The sequence below is a fragment of the Bifidobacterium sp. LH_389 genome, assembly GCF_056357235.1.
The window spans coordinates 312464-329096 of the sequence record NZ_JBKEVR010000001.1 but is presented as its reverse complement, the minus strand read 5'-3'; the positions used below and the strand labels follow the sequence as shown (position 1 = coordinate 329096).

Genomic DNA, 16633 nt, shown 5'->3' with positions numbered 1-16633 from the left:
GGTTCAGGCGTCCTTGCGGGTGCCGCCGTGGCCCAGCACGTGCTTCAACGGGTTGGGCACCTCGGCGTCCGGTCGGCGCAGATAGAGCGGCTCCACGGGCGCGTCCGGGTTGGCCTGATGGGCCAGCAGGGCATCGCATGCGAAGATGCCGAGCCCTTGTTTACCCTGGTCGAGCACGGAGGCGTCGACGACATCACCGAGATGCTCGATGCCGGCGAGCGCGTCGGCGTATTTGGCGGCGCCGTGGCCGATCACATCCACGGTCACGTCAGCCGCATCCAGGCCGGGACGGGCGGCAGCATAAGCGTTCACGGCGTCGTTCACACGGCTGGCGATGTTCGCCGGGTAGTCGATGTCCATGGCGATCAGGGGTTCCGACGGCACGGGGTGTGCGGCGGTCCCGTCGTCCTCGGTGTGCGGGTCATACGGCTGGTCGCACAGTTCGAAGTACAGCTGCCGGCGCCGGGCGTCGTTCACGGCAAGCGTGAGCACGCGCTTGGCTCCGGGGTTCGCGGCGTGCCCGTCGCCGCCGCGCCGGATGGGGTTCCATTGCGCCTGCGGTTCGAGCACGTTGCGCCCGATGAGTTCGGCCCCGGTGGCGAAGGCGAGCGCCTTGGCGGTGACGATCCCGGCCCGCAGCCCGGTGAAGGGGGCGGGGCCAAGACCGACGATGATGCGGTCGATGTCGCCGGGTTTGAGTCCGGCGTCCTGCACGGCGCGGGCGATGTTGACCTGCAGCCGCTCCACGTGGGTGCGCGAATCGGTCTCCACGATCGGTTCGTGCCCGACGATCCCCACGGTGGACCCGTACGAGGTGTCGATCACCAGCGTTGCCGCCATGCGTGCCTTCCTTTCAGCGTTGTCCGGCGTATATCCGGCCGTTATGCAAGCGTTGCGATGCGGTCGGCCCACTTGCCGCCGACCGGCACCAAGGTGACGATTCTAGTCCCATCGCTGGTCGGCTCCCCGATCGGATCGTCGCCTGCCGCCCCGACGGCCATGGCCGGCCGGTCGATGTGGATCTCGAGCCGTTCGTCGATCAGCGCCGCGGCCATCTGCTCGCCCCATTCCATGAGCACGACCGTGTCGTCGCGGGGGTCCTCGAGCTCCTCGTCCAGTCCGAGGGATTCGAGTTCGTCCAGCAGGGCGTCGCGCGCGTCCTGACCGGGTGCGTAGCCGGAGCCGCCGAGCCGATAGGCGTCCACGTGCACCAGATGGGCGGGCGTGCCGTCCGCGAACCGGCCGTCGAGCTCGCGGGCGATGGTGAACGTGGGCGAGACGATGGGTCCCGTGATAGCCAGTCCCGTGCCGATGCCCTGCGCGAACGTGGTCTTGCCTGCGCCGAGCGGTCCGGACAGGAGCAGCACGTCGCCGCCGCGGAGCATGGATGCGATGCGCTCGCCGAGGGTGCGCATAGCCGTGTCCGTGGGCACGTCGATGCCGATGGATGCGGTGGGGTTGCCGTGTGTGGCGGTCATGGCTCGTTCCGGCCTTTCCTGCTGATGAGTTCGATGCTGGTTTCCAGCGCATAGAGGGGGTCTCCCCCGTTGGTCTTGCTTTGTTCGTCGGCCCAGGCGAGGGTCTGGATGCACCGGGAGAGTCCGCCGCTCGTCCATCCGCCCAATTGCCGGGTGGCGTTGCGCAGCACCCACGGGTTGGTTTTCGCTTCCGCGGCGCTGATGGTGCCGGCCTTGACGGCGGAGGCCTTGGCGAGGGTGCGCAGCTTGCTGGCGAGCGCGCCGATCAGGGCGATCGGATCGGTGCCCTGCATCACGGCGGAGCGCATGGCGATGATCGCTTCCGCGGTGCGGCCTTCCACGGCGCGGTCGGCGACGGTGAAGCCGGTGACCTGCGGGTTGGCGGTAAGGTACTGGTTGACGCGGGCGAGCGGCATGGGGTCGTCGTCGAAGTCGAAGGCGAGCTGGTGGCACATGGCGGCGAGTTCGCCGGTCCGCTCCCCCAGTACGCTCACGAGCTGCTGGGCGGCGATCGGATCCACGCGCCGGCCGTCGCGCTCGAAGCACTGGTAGACGAAGTTGAGTTTGGCTTCCGGCTTCTTCAGGTCCGGCACGTCCTCCTTCACGGCTCCCGCGCGTATGAGCTGGTCCACGATGCGCTTGCCCTTGTTGCCGCCTTCGTGCCGGCAGATGACAATGCTGGAATTCGCCGGGTCTGCCACGCACTGCTTGGCGTAGGCGGCCATGGCGTTGCCGAGACGCTCGTCCGCCGATTGCAGATTGGCCACGCGCACGATGGCCACGTCGCTGAGCAGCGAGGGGCTGACGGCTTCGTCGAACGCATAGGAGTCTGCGGTCGCGGCGTCCAGATCGATGATCTCGGCGTCCGGTCGGGCTTCCATGGCCCGGTGGCATAGGTCGCGGGCCATGCGGTCGTTGAGGTACGCGTCCCCGCCGAAGACGATACGGAAAGGCGGTTTACCGTCCTGTGCGCGTGCCGTTCGTACCATGGTCCGCCGCTCCTTCCCGTGTGATCGTACACAGTGTATCCCGGGTGCCGGCCATGCGGCGGGCCGCATGGCCGACTATCTCGTGCGCGTTGACCATGTGCCGGCGCGCAGCATGGCCCGGGTGTCATCCAGCCATCTGCCGAGCCGGGCGACGGCATGCGGCCGGTACGGCGACGCGTGTCCGGGCGGCTGTGCGCCATCGGTTTTCGGGATGCCGCCGCGACCCGCCCACCGCACGGCAAACGCCACGGCGATTCCCAAGACGAGCAGCAGCAGAGCACCTGCGGCTCCCTCGGCCCACGGCAGCACGACGATCGGGCTGTCCGCGCACCACAGGGCCGTGACCTCCATGAGCCGCGTACCGCAGGAGGCGATCCATGCGCACGCGTAGCCGGCCGCAGGAGACAGCCAGCTGACGGCCAATCCCAGCAGCCCCGCCACGGTGGCGAAGGCGACGACCGGGGCGACCAGCAGGTTCGCGAGCACGCCGAGCAGCGGCAGCTGCGGTTCCATGAGCGTCTGCAGCGGCAGGGCGAGCGCCTGCGCGGCCACGGTCACGCCCACGGCTTCGGCCACGGGCTCCGGCACGAACGTGGCCAGCGCCTCGCCGATCGGCCGCGCCCACCAGACGATGCCCGCCACCGCGGCGCAGGACAGGGCGAATCCCATGCTGCGCGCCAGAGCGGGGCTGAGAATGATCGACGCAGCCACGGTGACGCACAGCAAGCTTATGCCCTGCGCCCGTCTGCCGCGCAGGAGCGCGTACGCGCCGATGCCGCCCATGACAAGGGCCCGCAGCACCGAGTCGGCGGGCATCATGCACCCGGCGAGCCCGGCGTAGGCGCCCATGACAAGCGCCGGCATGGCGGGGCGCCCTATGTGCAGCAGTCCGCACAGACGGCGGGCGAGTACGCCGATCAGTGCGAAATGCCCGCCGGAGACCGCCATGAGGTGCATGATGCCCGAGACGCGGAAGGCGTCCTCCACTCGCGTGGCGTACACCGGGTTGACGGTGGGAATCGATGCATCGCGCATGGAGGGGTCCGCGATGTCGCTGCCGAGCATGCCGAGGGTCAGTCCCGGTACGAGCAGCTGGCCCTGTTCGCTGAGCCGTTGCGTGACGCGCACGAATGCCGATTGCGCGGTATGGACGGCCCGGCGCAGCGTGGACGGCGGGTGCAGCTCCTGCACGGCATCGTTCCCGCCGACAGTGCCGTCTGCGGAGATCCATGCCGGGGCGGTGCCGAATTCGGGACGTTCCAGCGTGCCGCGCATCCAGTAGGTGCCGCCCTGCCGCAGCGCGCAGTCGCCCGCCGCGGCATAGACACGCACGGACGCGCGTTCGCCAGTCAGCACGCCGTCCCGCAGCAGGGCGGTCACCGTGCCGTCGCACCGACAGTCGTAGCCGCGCCGATCGGAGGAGACGGGCGGCTCGTCGGCACGGAACGTCACGGCGACCGGCACGCCACGCTCCCGCATGGATGCGCGCACCGGTCCGCGCGACTCTACCCACGCGTGCCCTGCCGCGGACAGTCCGGCCACGAGCATGCCCGCGCACATCACGGTCAGATGCGGCAGCGCGAACCGCAGGAGGCGCCGCATAACGGAGACACCGCGCCGATCGGCGGATACAATCCGTCGGGAGACGGCCGCGGCCCGTCGATCGCCACGCGCCGCAAGGACCATGGCCGCCGCGCACACGACCGTCAGCACGGCGAGCGCCGCGAGCGCCGTCAGAGTCCCGCCGGAAACCGGACCGCCGCACAGCAGGGCCGACGTCCACACACCCGCGGCCGCGGGAATCAGCCGCCAGTCTCGGCTGCCCTGCTCATGAGCCGTGTCCGGAATCCGCCGCAACACCCGCCACGACATTGGTCGCCGCGATCGAGCATGCGCCTGCAGCCGCGCACGGCGGAGCCGCCGATGCGATGCGCCTCCACTGTCTGCCGCATTCATCGCACCACCAGCTGGTCGCGCATTTTAGCCAGGGTCTTGGGGCCGATGCCGGGCACGTCAAGCAGGTCGTCCACGCTGGAGAACGGCCCGTTGCGATTGCGATGGTCCACGATGCGCTGCGCGATGGCCGGGCCGATGCCCTTGACCGCGTCGAGCTGAGCGACCCCGGCCGTGTTGAGGTTCACGCGGCCGTCGTCCGGCGAAGGCGAGGACGAGGAAGAGCCTGAAGGCGAGGCCGTCACGCCGGAAGACGGGCCCGGCTCGGACTGCTGCGATTCCCCGGCGGCTGCGGCCGCAACCACATCACCGTCCACGCGCGCCGCGTTCATCGCCTGCCGTGCCAGCAGGGTCAGGCTTGCGGCCAGTGCACCCACGAGCAACAGCATGATGACGAGCGCATGCATGGGCGTGAGGGTGAGCCGCGGTCTGGTGCGGTTGCGCGCCGACTCGTCGAGTTCGCGTTCGCGCATCAGGTCATCGCTGCGATTCACCCCGGCCAAGCGACCCAGCATGCCTCGATCCGGCGCGGATTCCACTGTGGAGCCCGCCGAGGGGCCCGGAGCCCCGCCGACCGCAGTCGACGCAACCTGCGAGACCGCGGCAACGCCGGGCATCGGCGGAGGCGGCGGGCACAGCAGTGACGGCATCGTGCCGGGTCGTGCGAGGGCGGTCATGGGTTCCATGCCTCCACCGTGGACCGTGCCCGTGCGTGGGTCCAATCGGCGCACCCCTGTGGTCGAATGTGAACAAGCCCCGCAAATGCAAGGAACCCCACCCGCGTCATGCGGATGGGGTTCGCTCAGGGCGCAATCCGGAATCTGCCCCGGATCACTCGGCCGGCACGATCGACACGATCTTCGGCGCCTTGACGATCACCTTGCGCGGTTCCTTGCCGCCCAGACGGTCGGCCACGGCCTCGAGCGCCAGCTTCTCCAGCTCGTCCGGCGCGATGTCCGGGGAGACCTCCAGCTTGGCGCGCACCTTGCCCTTGATCTGCACCACGGCGGTCACCGTGTCCTGGCCCACGTAGCGCTCGTCGGCCACCGGCCACGGCTCGTAGGTGAGGGACTCGGCGTGGCCCAGCCGGTTCCACATCTCCTCGCAGATGTGCGGGGCGATGGGCGCGAGCATGAGGATCAGCGGCTCCACGGCGGCGCGCGGCACGGACTTCAGGGAGGTCAGGTGGTTGTTGAGCACGATGAGCTTGGCGATGGCCGTGTTCGGACGCATGCCCTCCATCTCCACGGTTACGTCCGCGATCGTGTTGTTGAGCAGCTTGAGGGTCTTGGCGTCCAGCGGATCGTCGGAGACGTGGGCCTCGCCGGTGGTCTCGTCGATCACGTTGCGCCACAGGCGCTGCAGGAAGCGCATGCCGCCCACCACGTTGCGCGTGTTCCACGGACGGGACTCGGCCAGCGGGCCCATGCTCATCTCGTACAGGCGGAACGTGTCCGCACCGTAGTTCTCGTACATGTAGTCCGGGGTGACGATGTTCTTCAGGCTCTTGCCCATCTTGCCGAACTCGCGGTTGGCGTGCTCGCCGTGCCACGTGAACGTCGGCTCGCCGTCCGGGCCGGCGGGGCCTTCCACCACCTCGTCGGCCGGCACGTACTGGCCGCGGTCGTCGGTGTAGGCGTACGCCTGGATCATGCCCTGATTGAACAGCTTGTGGAACGGCTCGGCCGAATCCACGTAGCCCAGATCGTAGAGCACCTTGTGCCAGAAGCGCGAGTAGAGCAGGTGCAGCACGGCGTGCTCCACGCCGCCCACGTACAGGTCCACGCCGCCTTCGCGGCCGGAGTACCTGTTGTGGTTCGGGCCCATCCAGTAGTCGAACTCATCCTTCTCCACCATGTGGGCGGTGTCGGACGGGTCGATGTAGCGCATGTAGTACCAGCAGGAGCCGGCCCAGTTCGGCATGGTGTTCGTGTCGCGGTAATACGTCTTCTCGCCGTCGCCCAGATCGAGCCTGACCTTGACCCACTCCTCGTTGCGGCTCAGCGGGGCCTCCGGGTTGGACTCGGCGTCCATCGGGTCGAAGGTGCGCGGGCTGTAGTCCGGCACGTCCGGCAGGTTGATGGGCAGCATCGAATCGGGCAACAGGTGCGGGGTGCCGTCCTCGCCGTAGACGATTGGGAACGGTTCGCCCCAGTAGCGCTGGCGGCTGAACAGCCAGTCGCGCAGGCGGTAGGACGTGGTGCCCTTGCCCACGCTGGCGGACTCGAGCCATGCGTTGACCTTGGCGATGGCCTCGTCCACCCTAAGTTCGTTGAGGCTCAGGGCGTCGCCCTTGGCCTTCGTGGCGTCCACCGCGGAGTTGATCACGATGCCGTCGTGGCTGACGAACGGGGCCTTGCCCTCGTAGTTCGCCAGATCGTCGCCGGATTCGGGCAGCGGCTGAACGGTGTAGATGACCGGCAGGCCGAACTTCACGGCGAAGTCGTAGTCACGCTGGTCGCCGCCGGGGACGGCCATGATGGCGCCGGTGCCGTAGTCCATGAGCACGTAGTCGGCGGTGAACAGCGGCAGCTTCGCGCCGGTGATCGGGTTGACGGCGTACAGGCCGGTGAACAGGCCGGTCTTCTCGCCGCCCTCGTCCACGCGGTCCTTGGCGGTCTTGGATTCCGCGGCGAGGCGGTAGGCCTTCACGCCCTCCGCCGGCGTCGCGTAGCCGCCCTTCCAAGCCTCGGGCGTCTCGGCGGGCCACTCGGCGGGCACGTCGGCCAGCAGGTCGTGCTCCGGGGAGACCACGGCGAACGTGGTGCCGAACAGCGTGTCCGGGCGGGTGGTGTAGATCTCCATGTCGCGTTCGCCGGCCGGGGTCTCAACCGCGAAGTGCACGGAGGCGCCGTGGGATTCGCCGATCCAGTTGCGCTGCATGAGCTTGACCTTGTCCGGCCAGTCGATGCCGTCGAGGTCGTGGATGAGCCGGTGGCCGTACGCGGTGATGCGCATGGACCACTGCTTGAGTTCGCGCTGGAAGACCGGGAAGTTGCCGCGTTCGGACTTGCCTTCCGCGGTGACCTCCTCGTTGGCGAGCACGGTGCCCAGTCCCGGGCACCAGTTCACCGGGGACTTGGAGATGTAGGCGATACGGAAGTCGTTAAGCACGTCGGCCTGCTCGGCCTCGCTCAGGTCGGCCCACGCCTTGCCCTCGTGTCCCGGAATGGTGCGCTTGCCGGATGCGAACTGCTCGACGAGCGTGGCGATCGGGCGCGCGCAGCCCTTGCCGCCGTCGCGGTTGGTGGCCTCGTCGTCGTACCAGGAGTCGTAGATGCGCGAGAAGATCCACTGGGTCCAGCGCACGTAGCCGGGGTCGATGGTGGCGAAGCTGCGGCGGTTGTCGAAGCTCAGGCCCATGCGGTGCAGCTGGCGGGACATGTTGGCGATGTTCGCCTCAGTGGTCACGCGCGGGTGCTGGCCGGTCTGCACGGCGTACTGCTCGGCGGGCAGACCGAAGGCGTCGTAGCCCATGGCGTGCAGCACGTTCTCGCCCTTCATGCGGTGGTAGCGGGAGACCACGTCGGTGGCGAGATAGCCGAGCGGATGGCCCACGTGCAGGCCCTTGCCGGACGGATAGGGGAACATGTCCATGGCGAAGAAGGCGGGACGTCCCTCGGCGTTGCGTCCCTCGGCGTCCTTGAGATCGCCGTGGACGTTCGCGGCCCAGAAGGTGCCCTTCTCGTCCCAGATCTGCTGCCACTTGGTTTCGATGTCCTGTGCGAGCGCCGCGTTGTAGCGGAACTTGGGCTCGTCGCCGGACGTGGTATCGGTGTGCTTCTCAGTGTCACTCATAGTGCTTGATTATTGACTTTCAGCTGGACACGGCTTGCCGGCGTATCACATGACGAAAGCGCGGACGCGCCGGCCGGGAATGCGAAGGGGCCCCGGCCTTCCGTGCGGGAAGTCGGGGCCCCTCATGCGGGCGTCCGTCCGAGCGGCGAACCGCCGGGCCGGACCGATCGTCAAGCCCTCACTGGAACAGCTTGGGCTTCATGTCCGGGTGCTTCGGATCGTGCCCGTGCTCGAGGTGCGAGGTGCGCCAGTCCTCGGTCACGGCGTTGGATCCGTGGTAGTGGTCCGGGTAGAGCGGCTCGGTGCCGCCCTGCGGCCGTTCGCGCTCCTGGGCGCGCTCCTGCGCCGGCACGTTGGACGGGTCCATGATGGCGATGGGCGCCTGCACGGGAGGCTTGGCGATGCCCATCGTGCGCCGCTGCATGCGCTCCGGCAGGCTTTCCGAAAGCTTGGAGAGCAGGTAGCTCAGGATGAAGTAGATCACGCCGGCCACCACGAGCGCCTGCAGCATGTTGAAGTACATGGAGCCGAGGCGGCGGGATTCCTGCAGCAGGTCGGTGTACATGATGATCGAGCCCAGAGCGGTGTCCTTGAGCACCACGACGAGCTGGGTGATCATGGCGGGCAGCATGGCGATGAGGGCCTGCGGCACCTCCACGCTCATCAGGGCGCGCACGGGACCCATGCCGAGCGCCACGGCGGCCTCGTGCTGGCCCTTGGGCAGGTTGCCCACGCCGGAGCGCACGAGCTCGGCCACCACGGAGCCGTTGTAGAGGATCAGGCCCCACACCACGGCCCAGAAGGAGGCGTTGTCGCTCATGCCCATAAAGGAGAAGCCACGCCACAGGAAGATCATGAACAGCAGGACGGGCACGGCGCGGCAGAACTCGACGACCACGGAGGCCACGAGCTTGACGGGCCAGAACTCGAGGAGCCTGCCGATGCCGAAGACCACGCCGAAGACCACGGCGCCGACGATGGCGATCACGGACGCCTCGAGGGTCTTCCACAGGCCGGGCAGGTAGAAGTCGACCCACGCCTCGCCGTTAAGCGCCGGCTCCCACAGCTCCCAGCTCAGCTGGTTCTGACCCTGGGGCGGGTTGGCGAGGCGGTAGAGCACGGCGGCGAGCAGGCCGAGGAGCAGGATGGCGCCGATGATGTTGGCGACGAAGATCTTGCGGCGTCCCTTGGGGCCCGGTTCGTCGAAGAGCACGGATGCGGATGTGCTGGTGGCCATGGTGCGCTCCCTTCTAGCGGCGGACCGCGAGCTTGTTGGACAGGTACGTGGTGAGCAGGCCGATCGGGATGATCATGATCACGTAGCCGAGGGCGAAGATGAGGAAGATCGTCACGATGAGGTTCGCGTTGTACTCGATCATGGTGCTCATGAGGCTGGAGGTCTCGGTGGCCACGGAGGCGGCGGCCGCGACGGTGGAGTTCTTGAGCAGGGCGATCAGCGTGTTGCCCAGCGGGGCGACGGAGCCGCGGAACGCCTGCGGCAGGATGATGATCGACGCCGACTGGAAGAAGCTCAGGCCCAGCGATCGGGCGGCCTCGGCCTGGCCGAGCGGAACGGTGTTGATGCCGCTTCGCAGCGACTCGCACACGAACGCGGACGTGTAGACGGACAGGCCGGTGACGGCCAGCCAGAAGAAGTTCGTGTCGAAGTTGTCGGAGAACTGGAACTTCAGCTGGCCGAACACGCCGAGCACCATGAACACCATGATGATGGTCAGCGGCATGTTCTTGAAGAACTCCACCCATCCGGCCGCGAAGCCGCGCAGGGAGGCGATCGGCGAGATTCGCATGGTGACGAGCACCACGCCCAGTATCAACGAAATCAACGCGCTCCACAGGGTCAGTTCGATGTTGACCAGGAACGCGGCCAGGATGTCATATTGGCTGAACAGATCGGCGAATCCCGACATCGCACCTCATTTCTCTCGTATGTACAACAATTTCGTGTTCCGACGTGGTTCCGGGCGGGAAGGGCTCGCCTCCCCGCCCGGAACCACGCGGTCGGTCTGGTCGTGACGACCGGATGTCAGGACAGCTGGCTCTCCAGCGCGTCCTTGGCGTTGAGCTTGGCGTCCGGGGTGTAGCCGGTGCCCTGCATGTTGGAGTCGATGGCCTTCTGCCACGAACCGTCCTCGATCATGTCCTTGATGGCGGCGTTGACCTTGCTCTTGAGCTCGGTGTCGCCCTTCTTGAGGCCCACGCCGTAGGGCTCCTCGGAGAACGTCTTGCCCACGACCTTGAGCTGGCCGTTGCCCTTGGCGGCGGCGAGGCCTGCGAGGATGATGTCGTCGGTGGTCACCGCGTCCACGGTGCCGGAGATCAGGGCGGTCACGCACTCGGCGTAGCCGGTCTGCTCCATGAGCTGGACCTCGTTGGCGAACTTGTCCTTCACGTTCTGCGCGGAGGTGGAGCCGGTCACGGAGCACAGCTTCTTGCCGTTGAGGGATTCGGGGCCGGTGATGCTGCCCGCGTCGGAGTTGCGGATCAGGAGATCCTGGCCGGCGACGAAGTACGGGCCGGCGAAGTCGACGACCTCCTTGCGCTTGTCGTTGATGGTGTAGGTGGCGAAGATGAGGTCAACGTCGCCGTTCTGGATCAGGGTCTCGCGCTGCTTGGAGGGGGCTTCCTTCCACACGATCTGGTCCTCGGAGTAGCCGAGCTTCTTGGCCACGTACTTGGCCACGTCCACGTCGAAGCCGGTGTATTCGCTGCCCTTCTTGAAGCCGAGGCCGGGCTGGTCGAACTTGATGCCGATGGTGATCTTCGGGCCGTCGGACTTGGCGGCGTCGTTGGACGAGCCGCAGGCGGCCATCGAACCCAGGCAGGCCACGGCGGCGACGGCGGCCAGAGCCTTCTTGAACATGTGCTTCATGGTGTTTTCCTCTCTTACGGTCGGCGCTCAGGGTGCCGAACTGCTCTCGATCGTAGGGGCGTCATATTTCGTGCGACATCATCCGTTTACGCGGAATTTACGTTTGCCCTCTTGACGCAGACGCGATGGGACGGTCCGGCCACGGACCCGGCCGGCGGCGCGGATGGCTCAGTGCTCGAGGATCTTGCTCAGGAAGTCGCGGGCGCGTTCGGTCTTCGGATGCGAGAAGAACTCGTCCGGCGTGCCCTGCTCGAGGATCTGCCCGTCGGCCATGAACACCACGCGGTCGGCCACCTGGCGGGCGAAGCCCATCTCGTGGGTGACCACGATCATGGTCATGTTCTCCTTGGCGAGGTCGACCATCACGTCGAGCACCTCGTTGATCATCTCCGGGTCGAGCGCGGAGGTCGGCTCGTCGAACAGCATCACCTTGGGGTGCATGGCCAGGGACCGGGCGATGGCCACGCGCTGCTGCTGGCCGCCGGACAGCTGTGCCGGCAGCTTGGACGCCTGGGAGTCCACGCCCACGCGGGCGAGCAGGTCCATGGCCTCCTTCTCCGCCTGCGCCTTGGGGATCTTGCGCACCTTGCGCGGGGCGAGGGTGACGTTGTCGAGGATGCTCTTGTGGGCGAACAGGTTGAACGACTGGAACACCATACCCACCTCGGCGCGCAGCTTGGTCAGCTCCTTGCCCTCCTGGGGCAGCGGCTTGCCGTCGATGCGGATGTCCCCCGAATCGATGGATTCGAGACGGTTGATGGTGCGGCACAGCGTGGACTTGCCGGAGCCGGACGGTCCGATGATGACGAGCACTTCGCCCTTGGCCACCTTGAGATTGATGTCCTTGAGCACGTGCAGATCGCCGAAGTGCTTCTCCACATGGCTCAGCTCCACCAGCGGATGGTCCGCGGATTCGGTGGCCGCCGCGGTCGCGGTCTCGGTGTTCTCGGTCATTGTGACACCCCTTTTTCTTGCGATAACAGGCGCGGGCTTCCCGCCTTTGCGCTAACGGAGGGTCAGGCTAACACGGATTTGTAACGGTGAGGTATAGTCGCAGGCAAGATTGCGCCCACGATTCCACCATGTGGACTCCTACTTGAACATGCGCGAGCGGGTGAGGAACCACGTGACCACCGCGGAGACGGCCAGCGAAATGACGATCACCAGCGCGAAGCCCCACGGCTTGTCCGTGAACGGCATGCCGAGCATGCCTTCCTGAAAGTTCATGCCGTACATGGAAAACACGAGCGTGGGAATGGACAGCGTAATGGAGATGATGGTGAAGATGCGCATCACGTTGTTGAGGTTGTTGGAGACGATCGAGGCGAACGCGTCGGTCATGTTCGCAAGAACGCCGCTGTAGATGTTCGCCATCTCGATGGCCTGCTTGTTCTCGGTGATGACGTCCGACAGCAGGTCCGCGTCCTCCGGGTACTGCTTGATGCGCGCCAGCGTGCCCAGCTTCTCGAGCACGATCTCGTTCGACTTGAGCGACGTGGCGAAGTAGACCAATGTCTTGCTCAGCTCGAGCAGCGAGAGGATCTCACGGTTCTGCATGGAGTGGCGCAGCTTGAGTTCGAGCTTGTCGCTCTCCCGGTCGATGATGCGCAGGTAGCGCAGGTACATGGTGGCGTTGCGGTACAGGATCTGCAGGATGAACCTGGACTTCATGAACGTGTTGAACCCGCGGATGGTGCCCTCCATGAACGGATGGAGCACCGGCGTGTCCTGCATGCACACGGTGATGATGAGCCCCTCGGTCACGATGATCGACAACGGGATGGTCTCGTACCAGTCGCGTCCGCCGCGCTCCTCCACGGTCGGGATGTCCACGATGACCATCGTGTAGCCGTCCTCGACGTCCACGCGCGAGCGTTCCTCGTCATCCAACGGGGCGCGCAGGTCGGCAAGGTCGATGCCGGTCTGGGAGGCGACCGTGGCGAGCTCCACGTCGGTCGGCTCGGACAGGCACAGCCACGAACCGTTCTCCGGTTTATTGATCTGCTCCACCTGGCCGTTGATGGTGCTGAAAATGCGCAACATGGTCTTCACCCGCCTCCCGTTTCCATTCGCCGGCGGCCCGCAATGCCCGGGGCCGCGCCGTTTACCTCGCTCTAGGATAGTCCCCTCCGGGACGAGTTCCCCGCGCGCCGGGCCGAAGCGGGGCGAATTCAGCCGGCGTTCACCTTCCACGTGCCGCTTGCGAAGTCCACGGTCACGCTCGTACCGTCGGCGAACTCGGTGCGCTGCACCTTCGGATCGCCTCCCACGAAGGTAAATCCGGTCATCTCCTCCATGGCGACCCGCTCATGCAGGGCCGCAACCTGACGGCACCGGGCCACGTCTTCGCGCAGTTCGCGCACGCCGTCGTCGTCCAGATCGCCGTCGAACCCGGCGTAGGCGGCGTCCCGGATCAGGTAGGGCGCCCCGCCGTTGAGCAGTGCGTAGAGCATGTAGTCCTCGCCGCCGGCCGGACGGTCCATCATCCACGGTTCGATCACGCAGTCGTGCCACACCAGGTTCTGCAGGGGCACGGGGATGCCGTCGCGCGGCTCGGATGGCCTGCGCATCTGGAAGTCGTAGGGCGCATAGTGGCAGAACACGAGGCTCGCCATGGCCCAGTCGGACACCTCCTCCGAACTGGTGAGGATGCCCTGTGCGAGCAGCCAGTCGAAGCATTCGGCACGCTTGGCCAGGCATTCGCGGCGGGTCATGCGGTGGGCGGGGTTCGCGCATTCGTCGCCCTCGTTGCAGGTGAACACGTCCAGATACGTGCCGTCGAGCCTCACCCCGTGGGCGGCGATCTCGCGGTAGTTGCGCCTCACGTAGTCCGGGGCGAGCTGTGCGCACAGGTAGTGCTGCCGGCCGCCGGCCCACAGCGCATGCTCCGGGTACGTGCCGTCCGGCAGCCGGACCGCGTTGGCGATGTCGTGGCTGGCGGCGGTGACGTAGTAGTCGCGGTACTGGTCGTGCAGGCCGAACCGGTAGCCGAGCTCATGCGCCGCGTCGGCGAGCGCCTTCAGGCCCTCCCAGCCGCCGGCCTCCTCGCAGGCGGGCAGGTAGTCCGGGTGCGCGTTGTCGTAGCCGGGCTGGCCCCAGCCGTCCAGATGCAGGTAGAGGCGGTTCACGCCGAAGTCGTCGTGCAGCCGGCGCAGCTGGGTCTCGCGCTGGGCGAAGGCGACCAGGCTGCGGTTGCGCTCCGGGTGCTCGGCGTTCCAGAAGCGCGAGTCGGGCTGCACCACGGTCTTGATGCCCACGTGCATCCACATCGCGCCGGCAAGGTCCTTCACGCCCGGGTTGGCGACGGCCTTCTGCCGCAGGGTGACGAGCCGCCCGTGCTCGGCGGCGTGGCGGCGGTATGCCTTGGCCGCGCCGGTGACGGTGGCCGCTTCGCCGGTGAGGATGCGGTAGCGCAGGATGCGTCGGTAGTCCATGCGCCCCAGGCTCGGCTCGAACCAGACGCCCGCGTGCGTGTACGGTCCGCCGGCCGGGTGGTCGATCTCGTAGCCGGCGTTCCATGGGGTTTCGCAGATGGCGAGCAGTCCGTCCTCATCGGGGGCGGGTTCGAGCGCCCCGCCGCGCAATTGGGCGAACCAGGGCATGTAGCCGCCTTCGGTGCCGAACCGGCCGTTGAAGGGTATGGGTGCGGTGGGGTTGGGCCAGTCGTTGGGGATGAGCGTGCCCTGGCAGTGGGTGATGAGCGTGCCCCAGTCGGCGCGCGGCTCGTCGAAGGCGAAGGGTGCGGGCCAGCGCACGGCGGCGATGGGCGCGGGGTAGGCTTTGCATTCGCCGGTGGGGATCCATTCGGCGACCACGTCCCCGCAGCCCTCCTCCACCCAGACGAACAGATCGAAGGCGAGTCCGGGCAGTCCGGGGATGCCTGCCACGTGCGTGACGACGCCCTCCCCGGTGCCGAAGGAGCGGATGTCGTGGCGGATCTCGGCCGCCGCGGTGAACGGAATGCGGGCGTGCGGCCCGTCTGTGAGCTCGATGGAGGGCTCGATGCCGGCGGCGGTGTGCCACACGTGCCCGTCGCGTTCGAACGTGAGCGCGAGCGTGGCGGTGTCCAGGGTGACGGCGGTGCCGGAGCGGCGGATGCTCAGATCGGTCATGGTCAGCACTGTAGCAGCGGCCCGATGCCGACGGGCGAGACGACGCTACAATGACGGCATGCCGAATCTGGAGAACATCACCGAACAGACCCGCGCGTTCATCGCCGCGCATCGGGACGCGGACGTGCGCGAACTGGCATTGCACCCGGGCAAGACTGACGGCGTGGATCTGCCGTTCGCGCTCGACCAGATCGCCGGTCGACGCCGCGCCGAGACCAAGCTGCCTTCCTGGGCCGCGTGCGAGGGCATCGTCTATCCGCCGCATCTGGCCATGGAACAGTGCTCCTCGCAGTTCACGGCCGATTACAAGGCGGACCTCGCCCGCGCTCTCATCGCGGCGGCGGCCAGCGGCGCGCGCGTGGCGCAGGGCGTAGCACAGGGCGAAACGACGCTCGTGGACCTGACTGGCGGCTTCGGTGTGGACTGCTCCGCCATGGCCCGCGCGTTCGACCGTGCCGTCTACGTGGAGCGGCAGGAGGCGCTGTGCGATCTGGCACGGCACAACATGGCCGTGCTGGGGCTGGGGCATGTGCGCATCGTCCACGGCGATGCGGTCGGCTACCTGAACGGGCTGCCGGCCGATGCGGCGACGATGGTGTACGCGGATCCGGCCCGTCGCGACGCGCACGGCTCGCGCACCTATGCGATCTCCGACTGCACGCCGGACGTGCTGGCCCTGAAGGACCGGCTGCTGGACGTGGCGCCGATCGTCATGGTCAAGCTCTCCCCCATGCTCGACTGGCGCAAGACGGTCGCGGACTTCGCCGGAGCCGTCGCCCAGGTGCATCTGGTCTCCACAGGCAACGAGTGCAAGGAGCTGCTCGTGGTGTTGCAGCGACAGATCGTTCCGGAAGACGAGGTGCAGGTCGTGTGCGTGAACGACGGCCAGCGTCTGGACTATGCGCTTGGCGAGGAAAGGGACGCGCAGCACAACGTACGATCGTACGCACAGTGGACCGTCTCCCCCGGTCGGCACCGAACCGCCGCCACGGCCGGCACCGGTACTGCAACCGACACCGCCGCCTGCCCGACCGATATGGACGTACGTACGTATCTCTATGAGCCAAATGCCTCAATCATGAAGGCCAGCTGCTTCGCGCTGCTGTCCCGCCTCTTCCCGGTCACGCCCGTCGCGCCGAACAGCCACCTGTTCGTGAATACCGGAAAGACCCCCGCAGCAGGCTTCCCCGGCCGCGTGTTCGTCATCGAGCGCATCTCAACCATGAACAAGCGGGAACTGAAGGCCGCGCTCGCCGGCGTCACCCAAGCGAACGTGGCCGTACGCAACTTCCCGCTCACCGTCGCGCAACTGCGCAAAAAGCTCGGTCTGCGCGACGGCGGCGACACCTACGTGTTCGCCACGACCGCGGACGACGGCACGCACCTGCTGGTCGTGACGCACAAGGCGTAGCG

At 67.3% G+C, this 16633-nt stretch carries 13 protein-coding genes; 1 reads left to right on the top strand and 12 read right to left on the bottom strand.

The annotated features are described in order from the left end of the window. Positions 1-3: 3 nt before the first annotated feature. From tsaB to AC1AZA_RS01330, 12 genes are all read right to left on the bottom strand, one after another. The gene (tsaB, locus tag AC1AZA_RS01385; RefSeq protein ID WP_476512957.1) at positions 4-840 is read right to left on the bottom strand and encodes a tRNA (adenosine(37)-N6)-threonylcarbamoyltransferase complex dimerization subunit type 1 TsaB; all 837 of its coding nucleotides are present in this window, start codon (positions 838-840) and stop codon (positions 4-6) included. Between the two features lie 41 nt (positions 841-881). Further along, positions 882-1478, bottom strand: a complete 597-nt coding sequence (gene tsaE / locus AC1AZA_RS01380) for a tRNA (adenosine(37)-N6)-threonylcarbamoyltransferase complex ATPase subunit type 1 TsaE (protein ID WP_476512956.1) — start codon at positions 1476-1478, stop codon at positions 882-884. Then, the gene (gene holA, locus AC1AZA_RS01375) at positions 1475-2467 is read right to left on the bottom strand and encodes a DNA polymerase III subunit delta (RefSeq protein WP_476512955.1); all 993 of its coding nucleotides are present in this window, start codon (positions 2465-2467) and stop codon (positions 1475-1477) included. Before holA ends, tsaE begins: the two co-directional genes overlap by 4 nt. Before the next feature lie 75 nt (positions 2468-2542). After that, positions 2543-4339 carry a ComEC/Rec2 family competence protein gene (locus AC1AZA_RS01370; RefSeq protein WP_476512954.1) on the bottom strand — a complete coding sequence of 599 codons (1797 nt, stop codon included), beginning with the start codon at positions 4337-4339 and terminating at the stop codon, positions 2543-2545. 80 nt (positions 4340-4419) lie between these two features. Further along, a complete protein-coding gene (locus tag AC1AZA_RS01365) occupies positions 4420-4935 on the bottom strand; it encodes a ComEA family DNA-binding protein (RefSeq protein ID WP_476512953.1) in 516 nt (171 codons plus the stop codon). Positions 4936-5251: 316 nt separating this feature from the next. Beyond that, positions 5252-8218 (bottom strand): leucine--tRNA ligase, encoded by a 2967-nt coding sequence (gene leuS / locus AC1AZA_RS01360; RefSeq protein WP_476512952.1) that lies wholly within the window; start codon positions 8216-8218, stop codon positions 5252-5254. 178 nt (positions 8219-8396) lie between these two features. Then, a complete protein-coding gene (locus AC1AZA_RS01355; protein ID WP_476512951.1) occupies positions 8397-9455 on the bottom strand; it encodes an amino acid ABC transporter permease in 1059 nt (352 codons plus the stop codon). A gap of 13 nt (positions 9456-9468) precedes the next feature. Then, the gene (locus AC1AZA_RS01350; protein ID WP_476512950.1) at positions 9469-10146 is read right to left on the bottom strand and encodes an amino acid ABC transporter permease; all 678 of its coding nucleotides are present in this window, start codon (positions 10144-10146) and stop codon (positions 9469-9471) included. A gap of 116 nt (positions 10147-10262) precedes the next feature. Continuing rightward, positions 10263-11108: a glutamate ABC transporter substrate-binding protein gene (locus AC1AZA_RS01345; protein WP_476512949.1), complete on the bottom strand. Its 846-nt coding sequence runs from the start codon at positions 11106-11108 to the stop codon at positions 10263-10265. 168 nt (positions 11109-11276) lie between these two features. Beyond that, positions 11277-12062, bottom strand: a complete 786-nt coding sequence (locus AC1AZA_RS01340; RefSeq protein ID WP_476512948.1) for an amino acid ABC transporter ATP-binding protein — start codon at positions 12060-12062, stop codon at positions 11277-11279. Positions 12063-12200: 138 nt separating this feature from the next. Beyond that, positions 12201-13151: a magnesium transporter CorA family protein gene (locus tag AC1AZA_RS01335; RefSeq protein ID WP_476512947.1), complete on the bottom strand. Its 951-nt coding sequence runs from the start codon at positions 13149-13151 to the stop codon at positions 12201-12203. Positions 13152-13279: 128 nt separating this feature from the next. Then, positions 13280-15220: a DUF5696 domain-containing protein gene (locus tag AC1AZA_RS01330; RefSeq protein ID WP_476512946.1), complete on the bottom strand. Its 1941-nt coding sequence runs from the start codon at positions 15218-15220 to the stop codon at positions 13280-13282. A gap of 58 nt (positions 15221-15278) precedes the next feature. On the opposite strand from AC1AZA_RS01330, the gene AC1AZA_RS01325 reads away from it, so the two are divergent. Next, positions 15279-16631, top strand: a complete 1353-nt coding sequence (locus tag AC1AZA_RS01325) for a THUMP-like domain-containing protein (protein WP_476512945.1) — start codon at positions 15279-15281, stop codon at positions 16629-16631. Positions 16632-16633 lie beyond the last annotated feature (2 nt).